The sequence below is a fragment of the Stenotrophomonas sp. FR012 genome (genome assembly GCF_047520565.2).
Lineage (GTDB): Bacteria > Pseudomonadota > Gammaproteobacteria > Xanthomonadales > Xanthomonadaceae > Stenotrophomonas > Stenotrophomonas sepilia.
This window is the reverse complement of the sequence record NZ_JAXBQL020000002.1, coordinates 183063-199906: the sequence shown is the minus strand read 5'-3', so window position 1 is coordinate 199906 and position 16844 is coordinate 183063. Positions and strand designations below refer to the sequence as shown.

Below are 16844 nucleotides of genomic sequence, written 5' to 3'. Positions count from 1 at the left end.
ACGGGTCCGGCATCGGCGGCGGTGCGCGTTGCCGGGTACTGGCGGCTACCGGCGCCTCGCGCCACGGCGAGGCGGGCATACCGCTCGACATGGCCAGCATGCCAAGGCAGGCCGGCGGGCATTCACACTCACCACTCTGGCAGGCCGCCGGGACCGCATCATCACAGCAGCCGGCTGCCGCCATCGCGGCCGAGTGCGGTGCAGCGCAGTGATCCTGGTTGGCCGACCCGCTGTACGAAGATGAGGCAAGCGCGAGCGCCGGTGCATTCAGCACCAGGGCGACAAGCAGCATCCATCGCAGCAGCAGGCCAGGCAGGTTCACCTGCCGATGATAGCCGATGCGCGTGTCACGCAGTCGCCGCCGCCATTGCACTCATCCGCACCGGAATCGACTTGGCAGCGGGCGTGCCGCTGATGCGGTCGTAGTAGTCCAGTGGCAACAACGGGTTCAGTTCCGGGTAGTACCCGGCCAGCGCGCCGCGCGGCATCGGGTAGTCCAGTACGGTCAGGCCCTCGACGCGCCGCTGCACGCCATCGCGGCTGATCGTCTCCAGGCTGACCAGCGCCTCCTTCTCCAGACCGCGCGCCAGCCGGTCCTCGATGTTCATGAACAGCACCATGCGATCGTTGTACACGCCGCGATAGCGATCATTGTAGCTGTAGATGGTGGTGTTGTACTGATCATGCGAGCGCACGGTGGCCAACCGCAACATGTCCGGATCGTGCACCGGATCGTCCACGTCCAGGCCGGGCATCACCAGGATGTTGGCCTTGCCATTGGGCGTGGGCCACACGCGGCGGCGCGGCGGAATGTCCAGATGGAAACCGTGCGGCTGCTGGATGCGCGCGTTGAAGCCGGTGTAGATCTCCGGGTACACGGCAGCGATGAGTTCGCGAATAGGTGCATAGTCGTGCATGCAGCGCGCCCAGTCGACCTTGCTGTGCGGCAGCGCAGCCATCGCCATGCGGCAGACGATCTCGACCTCGGGCAGCACCTCCGTGCTGACCGGTTCGAGCACGCCGCGCGAGGCGGTCACGTTCGACATCGCGTCTTCGATGGTGACGAACTGCTCGCCGGCCGGCGTGACGATGCGCTCCGAGCGCGCCACTACCGGCAGGATCAGCGCATCGCGGCCATGAACCAGATGACCTCGATTGAGCTTGGTGGCGATGCCCACGGTCAGGTCCAGCCCACGCATCGCTTCATACGCGCGAGGCGTATCGGGCACCGCATGGATGAAGTTGCCCCCCAGGCCGATGAACACCTTGGCGCTGCCGTCCAGCATCGCCTCGATGGACTCGACCACATGGTGGCCATGCTCACGCGGCGGATCGAAGCCGAACACCTGCTGCACGCGGTCCAGGTAGGCCGGCTTGGGCTTCTCGTCGATGCCGACGGTGCGGTCGCCCTGCACATTGGAATGACCACGGATCGGCCCTATGCCAGCACCGGGCTTGCCGAAGTTGCCACGCAGCATCAGCAGGTTGGCGACCTGCTGCAGCAGGCGCGAGCCGTACTGATGCTGGGTCAGGCCCATGCCGTAGCAGATCACGGTGGCCTTGGAGCGGATGTAGATCTCCGCATAGCGGTGTATCTGCGCCTGCGAGATGCCGGATACCTGCACGATCTGGTCCCAGTCCTGCGCCAACACATCCTCGCGCAGCGCCTCCAGGCCCACTGTGTGTTCTGACAGGAAATCATGGTCGAGCACGCGCTCGCCCTGCGCCTCGCGCTCGAACATCACCTTCATCATGCCCTTGATCAGGGCCAGGTCGCCGCCGATGCGGATGTGCACGAACTCGCTGGTGATCTCGGTCGAACCGAACGTGGCCATCTGCACCACGTCCTGCGGCTCGGCAAAGCGGATCAGCGCGCGCTCGGGCATCGGATTGACCGCCACAATCGGGATGCCGCGTTTGCGCGCATCGACCAGGTTGCTCATCATCCGCGGTGAATTGGTGCCGGTGTTCTGGCCGATCACGAAGATCGCCTCGGCGTGCTCGAAATCCTGCAGCACGATGGTGCCCTTGCCCACCCCGATGGCCGGCGGCAGCCCGCGGCTGGTCGGCTCGTGGCACATGTTCGAGCAGTCCGGGAAGTTGTTGGTACCAAACTCGCGCACGAAGATCGAATACAGGAACGCCGCTTCGTTGGGCGTGCGCCCGGAGGTGTAGAACTCGGCCTGGTGTGGGCTGTCCAGCGCCTGCAGGTGGCGACCGATCAGTGCAAAGGCATCGTCCCAGCTGCACGGCACGTAGTGGTCGGTGGCTGCGTCGTAGCGCATCGGCTCGGTCAGCCGGCCCTGCATCTCCAACCAGTAGTCGGTCTGCGCCATCAGCTCCGTGACGGTGTGGCGGGCGAACAACTCGCGGCCGGCCCGGAACTCCGTAGCCTCCCAGGCCAGTGCCTTCGCGCCGTTCTCGCAGAACTCCAGCTTCCTGCGTTCGTCGGCATCGGGGAACGCGCAGCTGGGGCACTTGAAGCCACCGGGCTGGTTCATCGCCAGCAGCGCCTTCGACCCCTTGCCGATCACACTCTGCTGCAGCAGCACCTTGGCGGTGGCACCGGCGGCACCCCAGCCGCCGGCAGGCTGGTTGTAGGGCTTGTAACGCGGCGGTTTCTGCTCGGACATGTTCGGGAACCTTACGGAAGGAACGCAGCAACAATCGGCACAACGCGGTCCGGCGGCGCAGTCAATGGCACGACCAGCCGCACAGTCAAGCACGGCCTGCGCGGCTTCGCCAGAGGGTACAGGCGGTTTTCAGCACAACCTGCCATGGCAACGGTTACAGCCGCGTCTGCGCGCGACCACTGCGCTATCCTCGAAACCGCAGGCGGTGGCCCGCCCGCGTTTCTCCCTTGTCCGGACGCGCTGCATGCCTGATTCGATCCCGCCACACACCCCACCTGCCGGCACCGCCCAACGCCCGCTACAGCGCTGGCGCAACGAGGGGCAACAGCAGCAGGTCGATGTGGTGGCCGAAGAAGTGCCGGTGGCGCTGCGCTACAACGGCGCCGCCTTTGCTGTGATGATGGCCACACCGTGCGACCTGGAAGACTTCGCGCTCGGCTTCTCGCTCAGCGAAGGCCTGATCGACACCCCCTCGCAGCTGCTGTCGATCGACATCCGCCCGCAGCTGGAAGGCATCGAGTTACAGATGACCGTGGCTGAGGAGGCACCCGGTGCCGACCTGGACCCGTCCAATGGACGCCTGCTGCCCGGTCGTGGTGGCTGTGGCCTGTGCGGCACGCGCCAGCTGGAAGAAGTGCTGCGCCCACTGCCGCAGATCCGCGAGCGACGCAGCTACTCGCCCGCCGCTCTGCAGCGCGCGCTGGCCACGCTGACGCAGCACCAGCCGATGAATGCGGCAAGCGGCTCCACCCACGCCGCGGCCTGGGCCGATGCCAGTGGACGCATCGGCTGGCTGCGGGAGGATGTCGGACGCCACAATGCACTGGACAAGCTGATCGGTGCGCTGCACCACAACGAACACGCCATCGAAGGCGGCCTGCTGGTGATTTCCAGCCGGGCCAGCTACGAAATGGTCAGCAAGGCGGTGCGCGCCGGTGCCAGCGTACTGGCTGCAGTCTCGGCACCGACCGCGCTGGCGATCGACCTGGCCCGCAGTGCCGGCCTGTGCCTGGTCGGGTTCGCGCGGGAGAGCGGGTTCAATGTGTATACCCATCCGGACCGGTTGCAGGCGGACGACCGGTAATCTCCGCTGCGTAGGGTCGACTATCACTCGTGGCGCGAGGTTTCCGGGCACCTGAAGGACGAGCAGTCGATTAACTGTCGACTCTACCGCAACGGCTTCCGGGCCCCTCGCCCAGCCAAGGCGAAATCGTCGTAGTCCGATAGCCAGCAATCGGCGCGCCACGCACCATCGAGGACACTCATCATGGTCCTTTCTGGAGTTCCCATGTCGGCTGCCCGGCAACCACGTTCACTGCTGTCGGTTTCCCTTGATGTTTCCGTGCACCGTACGTTGGCAGGTGCGCCGGCTTCCGGAAGCCGCGGAACCAAGGTAACGGATGCCCTGCCCCCCCCACGATCCGTGCAGAAGGTCCGGCGCTCTGGCAGGCAAGGCGTGAAGAGGCCCACCTGTGGATCCTGCCCGTCCCCACCGCGCTACCCGGATCGATGCGATGCGTGACGGGCGAAGCAGGACGCATTGCCGCGGTTGCGCACACCATTCTGGGCCGGCCGAAGGTGGACATCACCGGCAGATGGGAGGGCTCGGGACTGAGCGCGTTGTTCACACTGGCCCGTGCGGTGTCTGAAGCCGAAACCATCCACCACAATCCCGACAACCTGACCCTGAAGGATGTTCTGCCGGCGGACGTCCATGCAGAATGGCAAGCGGCATTGAATGAGTGCGGAATCGATCCAATCGAGCTGGAACGCCTGCGTCCCCACTTCGCGGCCAGAGCGCTGCGCAAGGCCGTCATGGCCAGGCATCAGCTGGAGTCGCCGAAGGCATTCTGCAAGGAGCTGCGCAGGATAGGACGCGCGGGTGGAGCCCGCTACTTCGTGCCGCGCACTGAACTGGCTATCGACATCGCGGCAGCTGACGACTGCGGTAAACCGCATCCTGCACTGGATGACACGACACGGTTTGCGGTGCAGGTCGAACGACTCCGTCGCCTTCACGATACCGCCCGTGTTCAGTCCAAGGCCTGGGCGCAGGGCGATGCACTTGGCATGTGTGGGCATGACGTGCCTATGGATATGCACGTGACAGCGACTGGCAGCAACGAGCTGGACACGCTTCGACGCGAGGCCTGGCTCAGCGCAGTGGAAACCGTAACTGCGGGAAGATCAACCACGCTTGCGATGCTCGATATTGCAGATGCGTTCGACGGGAACGGCTACATCAGAGCGCTGCGCGAACGCGGTTTCAGCTTCCAGCCGGCGTAGCCACTGAGCTGCGGGCCTGAGTCCGGGCAGCACTCTGCTGCCCGGAGCAATTGCACTCAGCGCAGCGCGACCTTCGGGAAGTCCACCGGCACGTCGAACGCTACGTTGACGTAGTTGGTGAACAGGTTGAGCGCCACATGCGCGAGGATCTCCACGATCTGCTCATCATCGAAGCCAGCCGCGCGCAGCGCCTGCACGTCGCCGTCGGCGATCTGCGCACGCTGCTCGACCACCTTCAACGCGAAGTCGAGCGCCGCCGCAGTGGCCGGGTCGCTGGACTGGCCGATCTGCGCGGCGGTCATCTGCTCGCTGCTGGCGCCGGCCTTGCGGCCCAATGCCGTGTGCGCGGCCAGGCAGTACTCGCAGGCGTTGCGGTTGGCGATGGCCACGGCGATCTGCTCGCCCAGCAGCGGCGACAGGCGACCGCCGCCCAGCGCGCCGAACGAACCCCACATGCTCTGCAGGGCGGCTGGCGAGTTGGCCACGGCGCGGAACATGGCCGGGGTGGCGCCGAAGGCGGCGTGGACCTGGCCCAGCAGGGCCTGGCGGTCGGCGGTGGCGTTGGCGGCATCGATCAGGGGGACACGGGACATGGTGGATCTCCTTGGGAAAGCGCCCGGGATTGGACGACCCGCTCATCCTAGGTAGACTCGCCGGACGCATCAGTCGTAATTCGCCATACATGTTGTCCATACGTCCATGAGCATGCCCGCCGCCGCCCCTGCGCCAGATCGACTCTCCTGCCTGCTGGAACGCTTCCGGGTGCAGGCGGCGCTGTTCCACAGTGGCCCGCTGTGCGGGCAGCATGTCTTCGAGCCGCAACCCGGCCGTGCGTTCCTGCACATCCTGCGCCAGGGTGAAATGGAAGTCCGCCATCCCGACGGCGATAGCGCGCTGCCCCGGCTGAAGATCGACACACCCAGCCTGCTGCTGTACCCGCAGCCGCTGCACCATGTGTTCTTCAACGCGCCGCTGGATGGCCCGGATTTCACCTGCGCCACGCTGGATTTCGATGGCGGTGCGCGCAATCCGATCGTGCAGTCGCTGCCACCGGTAATGGTAGTACCGCTGGCGGCCATCGGCGAACTGGATGACACCCTGCAGCTGCTGTTTGCCGAGGCCGATCGCCAGCGCTGCGGTTCACGGCTGCTGACCAATCGCCTGTTCGAGGTGGCGCTGATCCAGATCCTGCGCTGGGTGGTGGACCACCCGGATGCGGCCGGCGTCAGCCATGGGCTGATGCGGGGGCTGTCCGATGTACGGCTGGCACGCACACTGGTGGCGATGCACCAGGCACCGCAGGACGAATGGACGCTGCCCCGTATGGCCGCGATCGCCGGCATGTCGCGCAGCGCATTCGCGGCAGTGTTCAAGGAGGTGATGCAGGCGACGCCGGCCGCCTATCTGCTGGACTGGCGGCTGAGCCTGGCCTGCGCGCAGCTGCGGGCCGGCGTGGCAGTCAAGCAGGTGGCGGTCGAGGTGGGGTTTGCCGATACCGCGTCGTTGTCGAAGGCGTTCCGCAAGCGGTTGGGGGCGTCGCCCAGGGCCTGGTTGGCCGCGAGCGCCGCCCAGGCTGGGTAAAGGGTGAGGGGGTAGAGTCGGCCGCTGGTCGACTATCGCGCGACGCGCGGGATGTTCGTTGTCCGACCGAAGGACAGTCGACTAACGATCGACTCTACCGATGTGGCATTTTCGTGATCTGACCGAAGAGCAGCCGACCAGCGGTCGGCTCTACCACGGACGATCGAAGCGGCATTTTCATGGCCTGACCGAAGGGCAGCCGACCAGCGGTCGGCTCTACCACGGGCGATGTCTGCGCGCCGACCGGCCGCTCAACGGGACGTGCCGTCAGACTTCGCCAGCAGCCCGGCGATGCGCTCGGCCACCTGGGCGCGCACGCCTTCATCCAGCTGCCCTTCGTACATCGCCTCGTAGATCCACAGGCCGTCGGCGGCCAGCCGTGCTACGAAATTGTCGAGCGCGGCCGGGTCATTCAGCCCGGCCGACGGCGGCAACGGCGCCCAGCGGCGTACCGCCGGGCCCCACGGGCGCTCATCGGCGTCCGGGTCGGCCGATTCGAGCATGAACATCAGCTCGGCACGGGTAGCGCTCTGCGCCGAGACGCGCACGAAGGTCTGGTAACGCTCCAGCGCCGAGGCTTCGTCCGCACGCTTGCCCAGCAGCGTTTCCATCGACGACTCCCAGGCCTGCACCAGGTGCTCGTCGATGCCGCGCAGCAGTGCCTCGCGCGACGGGAAGTGGTACAGCAGGCCGCCGCGGGTCAGCTTGGCCTCGGCCGCCACCGACTCGAAGGTCACCGCTCGCACGCCATCACGATTGATCACGTTGACGGCGGCGTCGAGGATGCGGTCGCGTTTGCTGGTTCTCATCGTTTCATTTTACGCGATCGGCCGCGCCCTCGCGGCCGCCGATGCGGCCGCGCAGCAGGCGCGCGATGATCGCCGCGCCCACTGCCAATACCGTCGTGATCACCAGCAGCACGATCTGGTAGCCACGGTCATACGCGGCCGCAGCCAGTGCGAACCACTCACCCTGCCCGCTCTCGCGCGCGACATGCAGCGCCTGGGTGAAACCCTCGCGGGCAAGCACCGGCATATCGGCCGAGACCGGCAGGAACGCGCTGTACATCGCCGCGCTCAAGCTGCCCAGCATCGCCACCGCCAGCAGGCCACCGAATTCGTAGGACACCTCTTCGACCGACGAGGCCATGCCTGCGCGGTGTGCCGGCACATTGTTGAGGATGGCGGTGGATGCCACCGAGATGGCCGAGCCCATGCCGAAGCCGGTGATGGCCATACCAGCCACCACCCAGCCAAGGCCGTGCGGGAAGCCGAACGCCACCATGCCGACGCCCAGCGCACCTGCGGCCAGGCCACCACAGATCAGCGGGCGCAGGCCCACCCGGTGCAGGATGCTGCCGCCCAGCAGCGCGCTCGGAAGGCTGCCCATTGCCGCCACCGAGACCAGCAGACCCGCCTGCAGCGGCGTGAAGCCTGCCACCAGCTGGAAGCGCTGGGTGGTGACCAGCTGCAGGCCGGCCATCGCGAACAGGGTGAACACTGCCGACAGCGTGCCGGCCAGGAACGCAGGATTGCGGAAAATCGCAAAGTCCAGCAGCGGGTACGGCAGCTGTTGCTGGCGGCGCGCGAACGCCGCACCGCTGATGACGGCCAACAGCAGCGCGCCTGCGCCCAGCGCGTACGACGGCGGCGTAGCGATCAGCGACTTGATCGCCAGCACCAGGCCGGACAGTGCGGCCAATGCCAGCACCGAGGACACAAGGTCCCATGGCCGCGAGGTGTCACCCTGTCCTTCCGGCGCCAGCAGCAGCGTGGCCACGAACGCGACCACCACCACCGGCACGTTGATCAGGAACACCGAGCCCCACCAGAAGTGCTGCAGCAACCAACCGCCAATGATCGGGCCGAGCGCCGCACCGATGATGGCCACCGAACCCCAGATCGCGATGGCGATGTTGCGTTCGCGCTCTTCGTGGAAGCTCAGGCCGATCAGCGCCAACGTGGCTGGCATCATCGCTGCGGCACCGACTGCCAGGAGGGCTCGTGCGGCAATCAGCTGAGCTGCGGTGTCGGCGAACGCCGCGGCCAGCGAGGCGACGCCGAACACCACCAGGCCGATCAGGAACATGCGGCGATGACCGATGCGGTCGCCCAGCGTGCCCGCACCCAGCAGCAGGCCGGCCATCACCAGCGGATAGGCGTTGACGATCCACAGCGCCTGGCCGGCACTGGCCGAGAGTTCCTCGGTCAGCGTAGGCAGTGCGGTGTAGAGCACGGAGTTGTCGAGCGTGACCAGCAGCAGGCCGGCGGCGACGGTAAACAACAGCGCCCAGCGACGGGCACGCGACAGGGCCGGAGCACCGGCCAGGGGCTGGGACAAAGCCATGGGGAAACCTGATGGGGAGCGGAAAACGGCCATAACTATACAGGATGTCCTGTATAGTTATGAAAACAGCGCCGCCGATTCAGATTGGGGCCCGGGCAATGTTCATGTTGTCGTGCCCTCATGCCGGGTCGTGCCCGGTGTCAGGGATCATCACCGACAGTCTTCCGGCAGCGCGGCAACCGCCGATACCACCGCCGCCTGCATGCCCTTCCCCACAGCCATGTCCAGTTCCCCGCTAGTTCCGCCATGCTGGCGCCGCAGTTCGTCCTCGCACAGCCCGCGCACCCGCGCACGGGCCTGTGCGCGCAGGCTGCTGCACCGCCAATCGGTGCCGCCCAAAGGCAACACCGAGTACACCACGCTGTTGCAGGCATTGCCGGCGCGCTGCTGCAACGACAGCCCGCAGAAATCCCGCGGTTCGCTGCTGCGTTGCGGGTCGAAGTAGCTGTCCGGGAACGTGCGCGCGTACTGTTCGATGTCCACGGCCATGCGGCGTCCACCGGCCAACGGCATCTGCAGCGTCTGCCCGCACGGCGTCGCGTCGGCGCGATGCTGGATGTACTGGTAGATCGGCCGGTCCAGCGATGGATCCTGCTGGGTCACCGCGCTGACTGCCGCCAGCACAGGCAGCGATGCACGATTGGCCATGCGCGCCAACACTCCCGCCTGCGCCGGCTGGCAGCGGTCGCGCAATGTTGCCGCGAGCAGGAACAGCACGTCGTTGCGGAATGCGTGGTCGTCACCCAGGCGCTGTTCGATGCGCTGGCTGGCATTGGACGTCGGCGCCGGAAACGCGACCGCAGGCGGCGCGATGGGTGCGCGCTGCCGCTGCCACCACAGCAGCACCCCCGCGCCCAGCAGCACCCCGGCAGCCATGATCCAGCGCCGCGGCATCAGTTGTGGATCGCCGTCAGCGTGGCCGCCGCAGCATCGTAGGACGCGCTGGCGATGTCCGCGTCGAAACGCTTCACCTGCAGGCGGCCGGCAAGCCGGTACGGATCCCACAGATCGCCCAACGCGATCGGCGTCGCCAGGGTCACGTGGATGATCTGGTTGGGTGGCGGCGGCGGCACGTGGATGCAGGCCCCGTAGAACGGCACGAACAGCAGTTCATCGACCAGGCCGGCATCGTTGGTGCCGAGCGGCACCACGTAGCCATCCAGATCCACCGCGCGACCATCGACAGCGTCGACCACGCGCGAAGAGCCGAACTGCTTGGCGCGGTCCGGGCTGGAATGGTCGATCTCCTGCCCCGGCGGCGTGCCCGAGCCGGTGTCGTCGATCAGGCCACCCACGCCCTCCATCCCATTGCGTGACAGGCCGATCTGAGGGGGCGGTCGCTGGTAGGTCACTTCGTCGGGCCGCAACGCGTCCCAACGGTCGATGGGGGCTTCGCCCGTGGCCGAGGGTGCCGCTCTGTCCTGCGGCGTGACCACCACGGCGTCGCTGCCCGGCGCCGTACAGCCCGCCAGCCACAGGCATCCCAGCATGAGCAGCAGGTGGCTACGGTTCATAGGGCCTCAGCTGTGCATCACGCATGGTGTAGGCCGAACCGGCCAGATCGTCATCCAACCGTTCGGCACGCAGTGTGCCGGCCAGGAAGAACGGCGAGTACATGTCGGGCATGTCGATCGGGCGTGGCAGCACCACGTGCACGATCTGGTTCGGCGGCGGGGGTGGCACGTGGATGCAGGCGCCGTAGTACGGCACGAACAGGAATTCAGTCAGCCGCCCGTCCTGCGCGTTGGCCAGCGGTACCACGTAACCCGGCAGGCGAACCGGTCGCTGCAGCACCGTATCCACCGTACGGAACGTACCGAACTGCGGCATGCGCCGGTTGCCGTTGTGCTCGACCTCCGGGCCCTCGCCCCGCTCCAGCGCGGCCAGCTCGTCCTTCGGCATCATCTGCAACCAGTCCAGTTCCTGCTCTGCCGCATCCGCAGCGTCAGCGCGGTCGACAACCGGCGAGGGTGGCAAGGCCTGCACACCGGTATCCACCGGCCGCTCGCAGGCGGCCAGGGCCAACACCATCGGCAGCGACAGCATCCAGCGCATGCTCAGCCTCCCGGCGACAGGCCATCGGCCAGCGTGCGCCGGTAGGCCAGCAACGCCGGCACCAGCCCGGCCACAGCGCTGATCGCCAGCACGCCTGCCACCCAGGCCAGCTCGCGGCCGTCCGGCCAGACATGGGTGATCGACAGGCCAAAGTTGGCCAGCGCCCAGCCGCGCCCGGCAATGCTGGCGGCAACCAGAAGCACCAGCGCCAGCGCGCAGGCCACCGCGCTGGTCGCCACCGCCTCCACCACCAGCAGGGCAGCGATGTAACCCGGCCGTGCTCCGGTGGCACGCAGGATCGCCATCTCGCGCCGCCGCTCCTGCAGGGTCGAGACCAGCAGCGCCACCAGCGAGACCATGCCCAGTGCCACCACCATCGCGCTGATCAGCTGCAGCGCCCGTTCGGCCATGCCCAGCGACTGCCACAACTGCTGCAGCGTGACGCCGGGCAGGATCGCCAGCATCGCCTCGTCGGGATACTCGTTGATCCTGCGCTGCACCGAAAACGTGGCAATGCGCGAGTTCAGGCCGAGCATGAAGGCGGTGATGCTGGTCGGGGTCAGATCCAGATGACGCGCCTGCTCGGCGCTGACGCGCTGGCTGCGCAGCTGCACGCCCGATCGCCAGTCGACATGGATCGCTTCGATCGCCGGCAGCGAAACCAGCAGCGACGAATCCACCGGCGTGCCGGTGCGCTGCAGGATGCCGGCAACACGGAATGGCTTGTCGGCATGCGTGGCCAGCGTGACCGCGCCCGTGCCGTGCGCCAGCACGATCTCATCGCCGAGGCCGACCTTCTGCGCGCGTGCCACCTCCGCGCCGATCACCGCGTCGTACAGATCATCGAACGGCCGTCCGTCCGCGAACGCAAGCGCGTGCCCGGCGCCGTAGCGGTAGTGCTCGAAATAGCCATCGCTGGTACCGACCACGCGGTAGCCGCGCCAGGAATCGCCCAGCGAAAGCGGCACCGCCCACTTCACCTGCGGCAAGGCGGACAGCTCCTGGTAGGACTGCCAGGACACGTTGTTGGTCGGGTCGCCGATATGGAACACCGAATACAGCAGCAGGTTCACCGGCCCCGAACGCGCACCGACGATCAGGTCGGTGCCCGATACGGTGCTGGCGAACCCCTCGTGCGCCTGCGTGCGTACACGCTCGACGCCCAACAGCAACACCACGCTGAGGGTGATGACCAGCACGGTCAGTCCCACACTCAACGCACGGCTGCGCAGGCTGGCCCAGGCAAGCTCAAGCATGGCCGGCACCTGCCTGGTTGATCTCGGACAGTGAAATCGTGCGGTCGAACAAGGGCTGCAGGCTGTCGTCATGGCTGACCACCAGCACCGTGGTGCCGGCCGCCTGGCACTGCGCGGACATCAGCTTCAGGAACGCGGTTGCCGCGTCGCGGTCAAGCGCCGAGGTGGGCTCATCGGCCAGCAGCAATGCCGGACGACCGATCAGGGCGCGTGCTGCCGCCACGCGTTGTTGCTGGCCGACACTGAGCGTGCCTGCGCGCCGCTGCATCAGCGCCGGGTCCAGCTGCAGGGCCTGCAGCAGGCGGGCGATCTCGGCATCCAACGGGCCACTGATGCGTGCGCTGCGCAGGCGCGAGAAGCGCAGGCCCAGCGCGATGTTGTCGCGCACGGTGAGGAACGGCAGCAGGTTGAACTGCTGGAAGATCACACCCAGGTGGTCGGCGCGGAAGCGGTCCCGCGCGGCACCACGCATCGCCTGCAGCGCGTGACCGGCGACCTCGATGCTGCCCTTGCAGGGCAGCAGCACGCCCGCGAGCAGGCCCAGCAGCGTGCTCTTGCCATCGCCACTGATCCCGCGCAGCAGCACGCTGCTGCCCTGCTCGATCCACAGCCGCGGCACGTCCAGCACCAGCTGCCGGCCGTAGCCGAACTGCACGCCATCCAGCGCGATCACCGGTCGCATGCTCACGGAGCCAGCACCACGCGCAGGTTGTCCGGGGTCAGCACGCTGCGGTTCTGGCCATGGGCGGTGGCACTGTTGACGATTACTTCGTGCAGGCCCGGGAACAATGCGGGCAGGCGCACGACAATGGCCCGCAGCTCGGCAGGCTTGGCGCAGTGGTACTGCAGCGTTGCGCTGAACCCCGCGTGCCGATGCTGACCTGATGGCGGTGCGGCAGCCGTCGCATCGAATCCCTCGGCCTTGGCATCGTTGCCTGAAAGGCGGCAGCCCGCGGCGGTAGGCAAGGTGACCCAGCTGCCGCCCTGCAGCAGCGCAGTCGCACGCGCCAGCGCGGACTGCTCGGCCGCATTGGCCGGCGGCCGCTCGAAATCAAGGATGCCGATGCCGGGGGCCTTCAGGGCGAATTCCAGCGTCTGCTGGTCAAGCGCAACATCGACGCTGGCCTGGCCGTGCACGTGCGGTGCGTGCTGGCGGATATCGTGGGCCTGCGCGGCGCTGGCGGCCAGCAGCAGGAAAAGAGCAGCAGAAAGCTTCATGGGGGACACTCCAATTGTTACTATGTAACATTATGGACCACATCCCCACGACGCCCGCAAGGGCCCTGGCCCAGCCGCCAACTTCGGCACGCTGGCACCCCCGCTTCGATCTTGCCGGTGCCTGGCTGTCCCTGGCCTGCGCCGCCCATTGCATCGCCCTGCCCCTGCTGCTGGCCTTCGTGCCGGCAGCGATGATGGCGCTGCGTTCGTTCCAGCACCCCGGCCATGGCGCGATGACCGTGCTGCTGATGATGTCGCGCTGGGAATGGCTGTTCGCGCTGCTGGCCTCGTCGCTGGCCTTGGCGAGCACCTCGGCCGGGCTGCACCGGCACGGGCGCGGGCGGCCTCTGCGGCTGGCGTGCGTCGGCGCGATCCTTCTACTGTCAGCCTCGCTGTACCTGCCGCTGAAGGAATCACTGCTCTGGCATGGCGTCACCACCGCGTGCGGCGGCATGATGCTGGCGGCAGCACACATCGGCAATCGGCGGGCGCTGCACAACCGCTAACACCGGCTGCGGGTCGGTTGGAACACGCCATCCACGCATGGCGTGGATCTACTGAAACATGCAACACAGCCAACGGTAGTGCCGGCCGCTGGCCGGACGGAAAACACCATCCACGCATGGCGTGGATCTACTGATGCACTCCCGGCAGCCGGCCAGCGGCCGGCTCTACCCCTCCTTATTCGTCAAACGGACGCTGCCCCAGCGTCTGCGTCACATGGTCGACGAAGCAGGTGATGCGCGCAGCCAGCGCGGTGTTGCGGTAGTACACCGCGTTGATTGGCTGCCGCACCTCCTGCGTCTGCCTGGCCAACAGCTGCACCAGGCGGCCATCACGCCGGTCCTGACGGGTCAGGAAGTCGGACAGGCAGGCGATGCCCAACCCGGCCACCGCCATCTGCCGCAGCGTCTCGCCGCTGGATGAAGCGATCGCCGGCTCGATCACGAAAGGCCCGCCATCGGCATCGTGTAGTGGCCATTCGTTCAACGAACTGGGCTGGGTAAAACCCAGCAGGTCGTGCTCGCGCAACTGCTCCACGCGCGTCGGCGTGCCGTGCCGTCGCAGGTACTCGGGGCTGGCCACCACGCGGATGCGGCTGTGACCGATCGGTCGCGCATGCAGGGTGGAATCGCGCAGCACGCCGATGCGGAACGCCACATCGGTGCGCTTTTCGATCAGGTCGGTGATGCCCTCGTTGGAATTCAACTCCAGCTCCACCTGCGGGTAGCGATCACGGAAGCCCTCCAGCAGCGGCACGATCACGTGCAGCATGAACGGCGTGGCCGCGTCCACGCGCAGGCGCCCGACCGGCTGCAGCCGCCGCGCCGCCATCTGTTCCTCGGCCTCGTCCACCGTGGCCAGGATCGTGCGCGCGTACTCCAGGAACGCCGCGCCCTCCTCGGTCAGTTCCAGCCGCCGCGTGGTCCGCCGCAGCAGGGTGGTCTGCAGCTTGTCTTCCAGCCGCGCCAGGGTGCGGCTGGTGGCCGAGATGGTCAGCTCCAGCGCCTCGGCCGCCGCCGTGATGGAGCCACCATCGACCACCGCCACGAAGGCCTTCAGCTCATCCAAGGTGGTTTTCATTATTTACCTCGCCGCAAAAGCATTTCCCATATACACGGCTTAATCAACAAATGTAAAGCGCCCACACTTCGCCCTGTCCCGAGCCGCCGGCTCGCAACGAAATCCCTGGAGTCCATCATGAGCGTTCCTTCCTTTGGCGTCGGCACCTTCCGCCTGAGCGGCCAGACCGTCATCGACTCGGTACGCAACGCGCTTGACGTCGGCTACCGTGCCGTCGACACGGCGCAGATCTACGGCAACGAAGCCGAGGTCGGCCAGGCCATCGCCGAATCCGGCGTGCCACGCGACCAGCTGTTCCTGACCACCAAGATCTGGGTCGACAACTACGCTGCCGACAAACTGATCCCGAGCCTGCGCGACAGCCTGGCCAAGCTGCGCACCGAGTACGTCGACCTGCTGCTGATCCACTGGCCGGCGCCGGGCAATGGCGTTGAGCTGCGCGAATACATGACCGCACTGGCTGAAGCCAAGACGCTGGGCCTGACCCGCCAGATCGGTGTGTCCAACTTCAACATCGAACTGACACGGCAGGCCATCGAGGTGGTCGGCACCGGCGAGATCGCCACCAACCAGATCGAACTGAGCCCCTACCTGCAGAACCCGGCGCTGACCGCCTTCCTGCAGGAGCAGGGAATCGCGGTCACCTCCTACATGACCCTGGCCTACGGCAAGGTGCTGAAGGACCCGGTGCTGGCCGGCATCGCCGACAAGCACCAGGCCACCGTGGCCCAGGTCGCGCTGGCGTGGGCCCTGCAGCGGGGTTACTCGGTCATTCCGTCCTCGACAAAGCGCGAGAACCTGGCCAGCAACCTGCTCGCCCAGGACCTGCACCTGGATGCCGATGACATGGCCGCGATCGCCGCGCTTGACCGCAACGGCCGCGAAGTCGATCCGCCGGGCCTGGCCCCGGACTGGGACTGAGGCGCCTCGCCATGGGCAGTGCGTTGACGCGTCTGCAGGCCGGTGGCTTCAGCATCGGCATCGAGGCACCGCTGGACAATGACTGGACGCCGCTGGGCGAACAGGCACGACGCGCCGCGCGACGCCTGCCCGGCGAACCGGACCTGCAGCGCCATGCGGAACTGGCACGGCTGGCCGACCGCCTCGGCTTCCGTGCGCTCTGGGTACGCGACGTGCCGGTGTACGACCCGGCCTTCGGTGATGCGGCGCAGGTGTTCGAGGTATTCAGTTACCTCGGCTACCTGGCCGGCATCACCGAGCACATCCTGCTGGGCACCGGTGCGGTGGTGTTGCCGATCCGGGAGCCGTTGCTGACCCTGAAGTCGGCGCGCAGCGTGCAGCGGCTCAGCGGCGACCGCCTGCTGCTGGGCGTAGCCAGTGGCGACCGCCCGGTGGAGTACCCGCTGTTCGGCCGCGACTTCGACAGCCGTGGCCGCCGCTTCCGCGAGCAGATCGCACTGCTGCGCGAAGGCGCCGCTGCGCACCTGCCGCAGGGCTTGGACGTGCTGCCCGCAGGTGGCCCGGCCCTGCCGTTGTTCGTGGCCGGCCTGGCCCAGCAGCAACCGGCATGGATCGGCCAGCACATGGAGGGTTGCCTGGCCTACCCGGGCACGCCACAGGACCATGCGCAGCGCGTGGCGGCCTGGCGCGCCGTGGCCGGCAACAAGCCGTATGCCAGCTTCATCCACCTGGACCTGGTGGCCGATGCTGATGCCCCCTTGCAGCGCTGGCGCTTCGGCCTGCGTGGCGGCCGCAACGCCCTTTTGGCCGAGCTGCACGCCATGCAGGCAGCCGGTGTCGACCACATCGGCCTGCAGTTCCGCCGCAATGAACGGCCGTTGGCCGAAACCTTCCACGAAATCGCCGAGTACGTGCTGCCGCACTTCCCGGCCCATGCCCGCGCCGCCGCGACGGCCTGACAGTT

Annotated in this window: 17 protein-coding genes; 6 read left to right on the top strand and 11 right to left on the bottom strand. The window is 67.3% G+C overall.

The genetic code is table 11. The features are described 5' to 3' along the window. Positions 1–347: 347 nt before the first annotated feature. Complete coding sequence (locus tag ACM0O9_RS04990; protein WP_235649207.1) at positions 348–2633, bottom strand: FdhF/YdeP family oxidoreductase; 2286 nt, start codon at positions 2631–2633, stop codon at positions 348–350. Between the two features lie 244 nt (positions 2634–2877). Here ACM0O9_RS04990 and fdhD point away from each other — a divergent pair, with 244 nt between their 5' ends. Together fdhD and ACM0O9_RS04980 are read left to right on the top strand one after the other, a co-directional pair. Next, positions 2878–3717 carry a formate dehydrogenase accessory sulfurtransferase FdhD gene (fdhD, locus tag ACM0O9_RS04985; RefSeq protein WP_164092822.1) on the top strand — a complete coding sequence of 280 codons (840 nt, stop codon included), beginning with the start codon at positions 2878–2880 and terminating at the stop codon, positions 3715–3717. Positions 3718–4151: 434 nt separating this feature from the next. Next, positions 4152–4919, top strand: coding sequence for a TraB/GumN family protein (locus ACM0O9_RS04980; protein ID WP_235649208.1), 768 nt, complete (start codon positions 4152–4154; stop codon positions 4917–4919). 56 nt (positions 4920–4975) lie between these two features. Here ACM0O9_RS04980 and ACM0O9_RS04975 read toward each other — a convergent pair whose 3' ends face one another. After that, positions 4976–5512, bottom strand: coding sequence for a carboxymuconolactone decarboxylase family protein (locus tag ACM0O9_RS04975; protein ID WP_005416712.1), 537 nt, complete (start codon positions 5510–5512; stop codon positions 4976–4978). Between the two features lie 106 nt (positions 5513–5618). Here ACM0O9_RS04975 and ACM0O9_RS04970 point away from each other — a divergent pair, with 106 nt between their 5' ends. After that, positions 5619–6500: an AraC family transcriptional regulator gene (locus tag ACM0O9_RS04970; protein WP_235649209.1), complete on the top strand. Its 882-nt coding sequence runs from the start codon at positions 5619–5621 to the stop codon at positions 6498–6500. 251 nt (positions 6501–6751) lie between these two features. On the opposite strand, the gene ACM0O9_RS04965 is transcribed toward ACM0O9_RS04970, so the two are convergent. From ACM0O9_RS04965 to ACM0O9_RS04930, 8 genes are all read right to left on the bottom strand, one after another. Next, positions 6752–7309 carry a TetR/AcrR family transcriptional regulator gene (locus ACM0O9_RS04965; protein WP_065177713.1) on the bottom strand — a complete coding sequence of 186 codons (558 nt, stop codon included), beginning with the start codon at positions 7307–7309 and terminating at the stop codon, positions 6752–6754. Positions 7310–7313: 4 nt separating this feature from the next. Next, a complete protein-coding gene (locus tag ACM0O9_RS04960; RefSeq protein WP_235649210.1) occupies positions 7314–8846 on the bottom strand; it encodes an MFS transporter in 1533 nt (510 codons plus the stop codon). Positions 8847–8996: 150 nt separating this feature from the next. Beyond that, positions 8997–9740: a hypothetical protein gene (locus tag ACM0O9_RS04955; RefSeq protein WP_235649211.1), complete on the bottom strand. Its 744-nt coding sequence runs from the start codon at positions 9738–9740 to the stop codon at positions 8997–8999. Continuing rightward, on the bottom strand, positions 9740–10360 hold the full coding sequence (locus ACM0O9_RS04950) for a DUF3299 domain-containing protein (RefSeq protein ID WP_235649212.1): 621 nt from the start codon (positions 10358–10360) through the stop codon (positions 9740–9742). Before ACM0O9_RS04950 ends, ACM0O9_RS04955 begins: the two co-directional genes overlap by 1 nt. Beyond that, entirely contained in the window at positions 10350–10901 is a 552-nt protein-coding gene (locus tag ACM0O9_RS04945; RefSeq protein WP_065177709.1) for a DUF3299 domain-containing protein, read from the bottom strand. The genes ACM0O9_RS04950 and ACM0O9_RS04945 overlap by 11 nt, the downstream gene beginning before the upstream one ends. A gap of 2 nt (positions 10902–10903) precedes the next feature. Further along, positions 10904–12157, bottom strand: coding sequence for an ABC transporter permease (locus tag ACM0O9_RS04940; RefSeq protein ID WP_065177708.1), 1254 nt, complete (start codon positions 12155–12157; stop codon positions 10904–10906). Then, positions 12150–12845 (bottom strand): ATP-binding cassette domain-containing protein, encoded by a 696-nt coding sequence (locus tag ACM0O9_RS04935; protein ID WP_414603983.1) that lies wholly within the window; start codon positions 12843–12845, stop codon positions 12150–12152. The genes ACM0O9_RS04940 and ACM0O9_RS04935 overlap by 8 nt, the downstream gene beginning before the upstream one ends. Continuing rightward, positions 12842–13375, bottom strand: a complete 534-nt coding sequence (locus tag ACM0O9_RS04930; protein ID WP_065177706.1) for a ZrgA family zinc uptake protein — start codon at positions 13373–13375, stop codon at positions 12842–12844. Before ACM0O9_RS04930 ends, ACM0O9_RS04935 begins: the two co-directional genes overlap by 4 nt. A gap of 32 nt (positions 13376–13407) precedes the next feature. On the opposite strand from ACM0O9_RS04930, the gene ACM0O9_RS04925 reads away from it, so the two are divergent. Then, entirely contained in the window at positions 13408–13881 is a 474-nt protein-coding gene (locus ACM0O9_RS04925; protein WP_005416722.1) for a MerC domain-containing protein, read from the top strand. 175 nt (positions 13882–14056) lie between these two features. On the opposite strand, the gene ACM0O9_RS04920 is transcribed toward ACM0O9_RS04925, so the two are convergent. After that, positions 14057–14959, bottom strand: a complete 903-nt coding sequence (locus ACM0O9_RS04920; RefSeq protein ID WP_005416723.1) for a LysR family transcriptional regulator — start codon at positions 14957–14959, stop codon at positions 14057–14059. Positions 14960–15076: 117 nt separating this feature from the next. Here ACM0O9_RS04920 and dkgB point away from each other — a divergent pair, with 117 nt between their 5' ends. Together dkgB and ACM0O9_RS04910 are read left to right on the top strand one after the other, a co-directional pair. Further along, entirely contained in the window at positions 15077–15880 is an 804-nt protein-coding gene (dkgB, locus tag ACM0O9_RS04915) for a 2,5-didehydrogluconate reductase DkgB (RefSeq protein WP_065177705.1), read from the top strand. Positions 15881–15891: 11 nt separating this feature from the next. Beyond that, positions 15892–16839, top strand: coding sequence for a TIGR03571 family LLM class oxidoreductase (locus ACM0O9_RS04910; RefSeq protein WP_065186500.1), 948 nt, complete (start codon positions 15892–15894; stop codon positions 16837–16839). Positions 16840–16844 lie beyond the last annotated feature (5 nt).

Excerpts from the sequence above, each read along its gene's own strand:
- ACM0O9_RS04925 (WP_005416722.1), top strand. The coding sequence starts at position 13,408 with ATGGACCACATCCCCACGACGCCCGCAAGGGCCCTGGCCCAGCCGCCA.
- ACM0O9_RS04970 (WP_235649209.1), top strand. The coding sequence starts at position 5,619 with ATGAGCATGCCCGCCGCCGCCCCTGCGCCAGATCGACTCTCCTGCCTG.
- ACM0O9_RS04950 (WP_235649212.1), bottom strand. The coding sequence starts at position 10,360 with ATGAACCGTAGCCACCTGCTGCTCATGCTGGGATGCCTGTGGCTGGCG.
- ACM0O9_RS04930 (WP_065177706.1), bottom strand. The coding sequence starts at position 13,375 with ATGAAGCTTTCTGCTGCTCTTTTCCTGCTGCTGGCCGCCAGCGCCGCG.
- ACM0O9_RS04975 (WP_005416712.1), bottom strand. The coding sequence starts at position 5,512 with ATGTCCCGTGTCCCCCTGATCGATGCCGCCAACGCCACCGCCGACCGC.
- fdhD (WP_164092822.1), top strand. The coding sequence starts at position 2,878 with ATGCCTGATTCGATCCCGCCACACACCCCACCTGCCGGCACCGCCCAA.
- dkgB (WP_065177705.1), top strand. The coding sequence starts at position 15,077 with ATGAGCGTTCCTTCCTTTGGCGTCGGCACCTTCCGCCTGAGCGGCCAG.
- ACM0O9_RS04940 (WP_065177708.1), bottom strand. The coding sequence starts at position 12,157 with ATGCTTGAGCTTGCCTGGGCCAGCCTGCGCAGCCGTGCGTTGAGTGTG.
- ACM0O9_RS04955 (WP_235649211.1), bottom strand. The coding sequence starts at position 9,740 with ATGCCGCGGCGCTGGATCATGGCTGCCGGGGTGCTGCTGGGCGCGGGG.
- ACM0O9_RS04910 (WP_065186500.1), top strand. The coding sequence starts at position 15,892 with ATGGGCAGTGCGTTGACGCGTCTGCAGGCCGGTGGCTTCAGCATCGGC.
- ACM0O9_RS04920 (WP_005416723.1), bottom strand. The coding sequence starts at position 14,959 with ATGAAAACCACCTTGGATGAGCTGAAGGCCTTCGTGGCGGTGGTCGAT.
- ACM0O9_RS04965 (WP_065177713.1), bottom strand. The coding sequence starts at position 7,309 with ATGAGAACCAGCAAACGCGACCGCATCCTCGACGCCGCCGTCAACGTG.
- ACM0O9_RS04990 (WP_235649207.1), bottom strand. The coding sequence starts at position 2,633 with ATGTCCGAGCAGAAACCGCCGCGTTACAAGCCCTACAACCAGCCTGCC.
- ACM0O9_RS04960 (WP_235649210.1), bottom strand. The coding sequence starts at position 8,846 with ATGGCTTTGTCCCAGCCCCTGGCCGGTGCTCCGGCCCTGTCGCGTGCC.
- ACM0O9_RS04945 (WP_065177709.1), bottom strand. The coding sequence starts at position 10,901 with ATGCGCTGGATGCTGTCGCTGCCGATGGTGTTGGCCCTGGCCGCCTGC.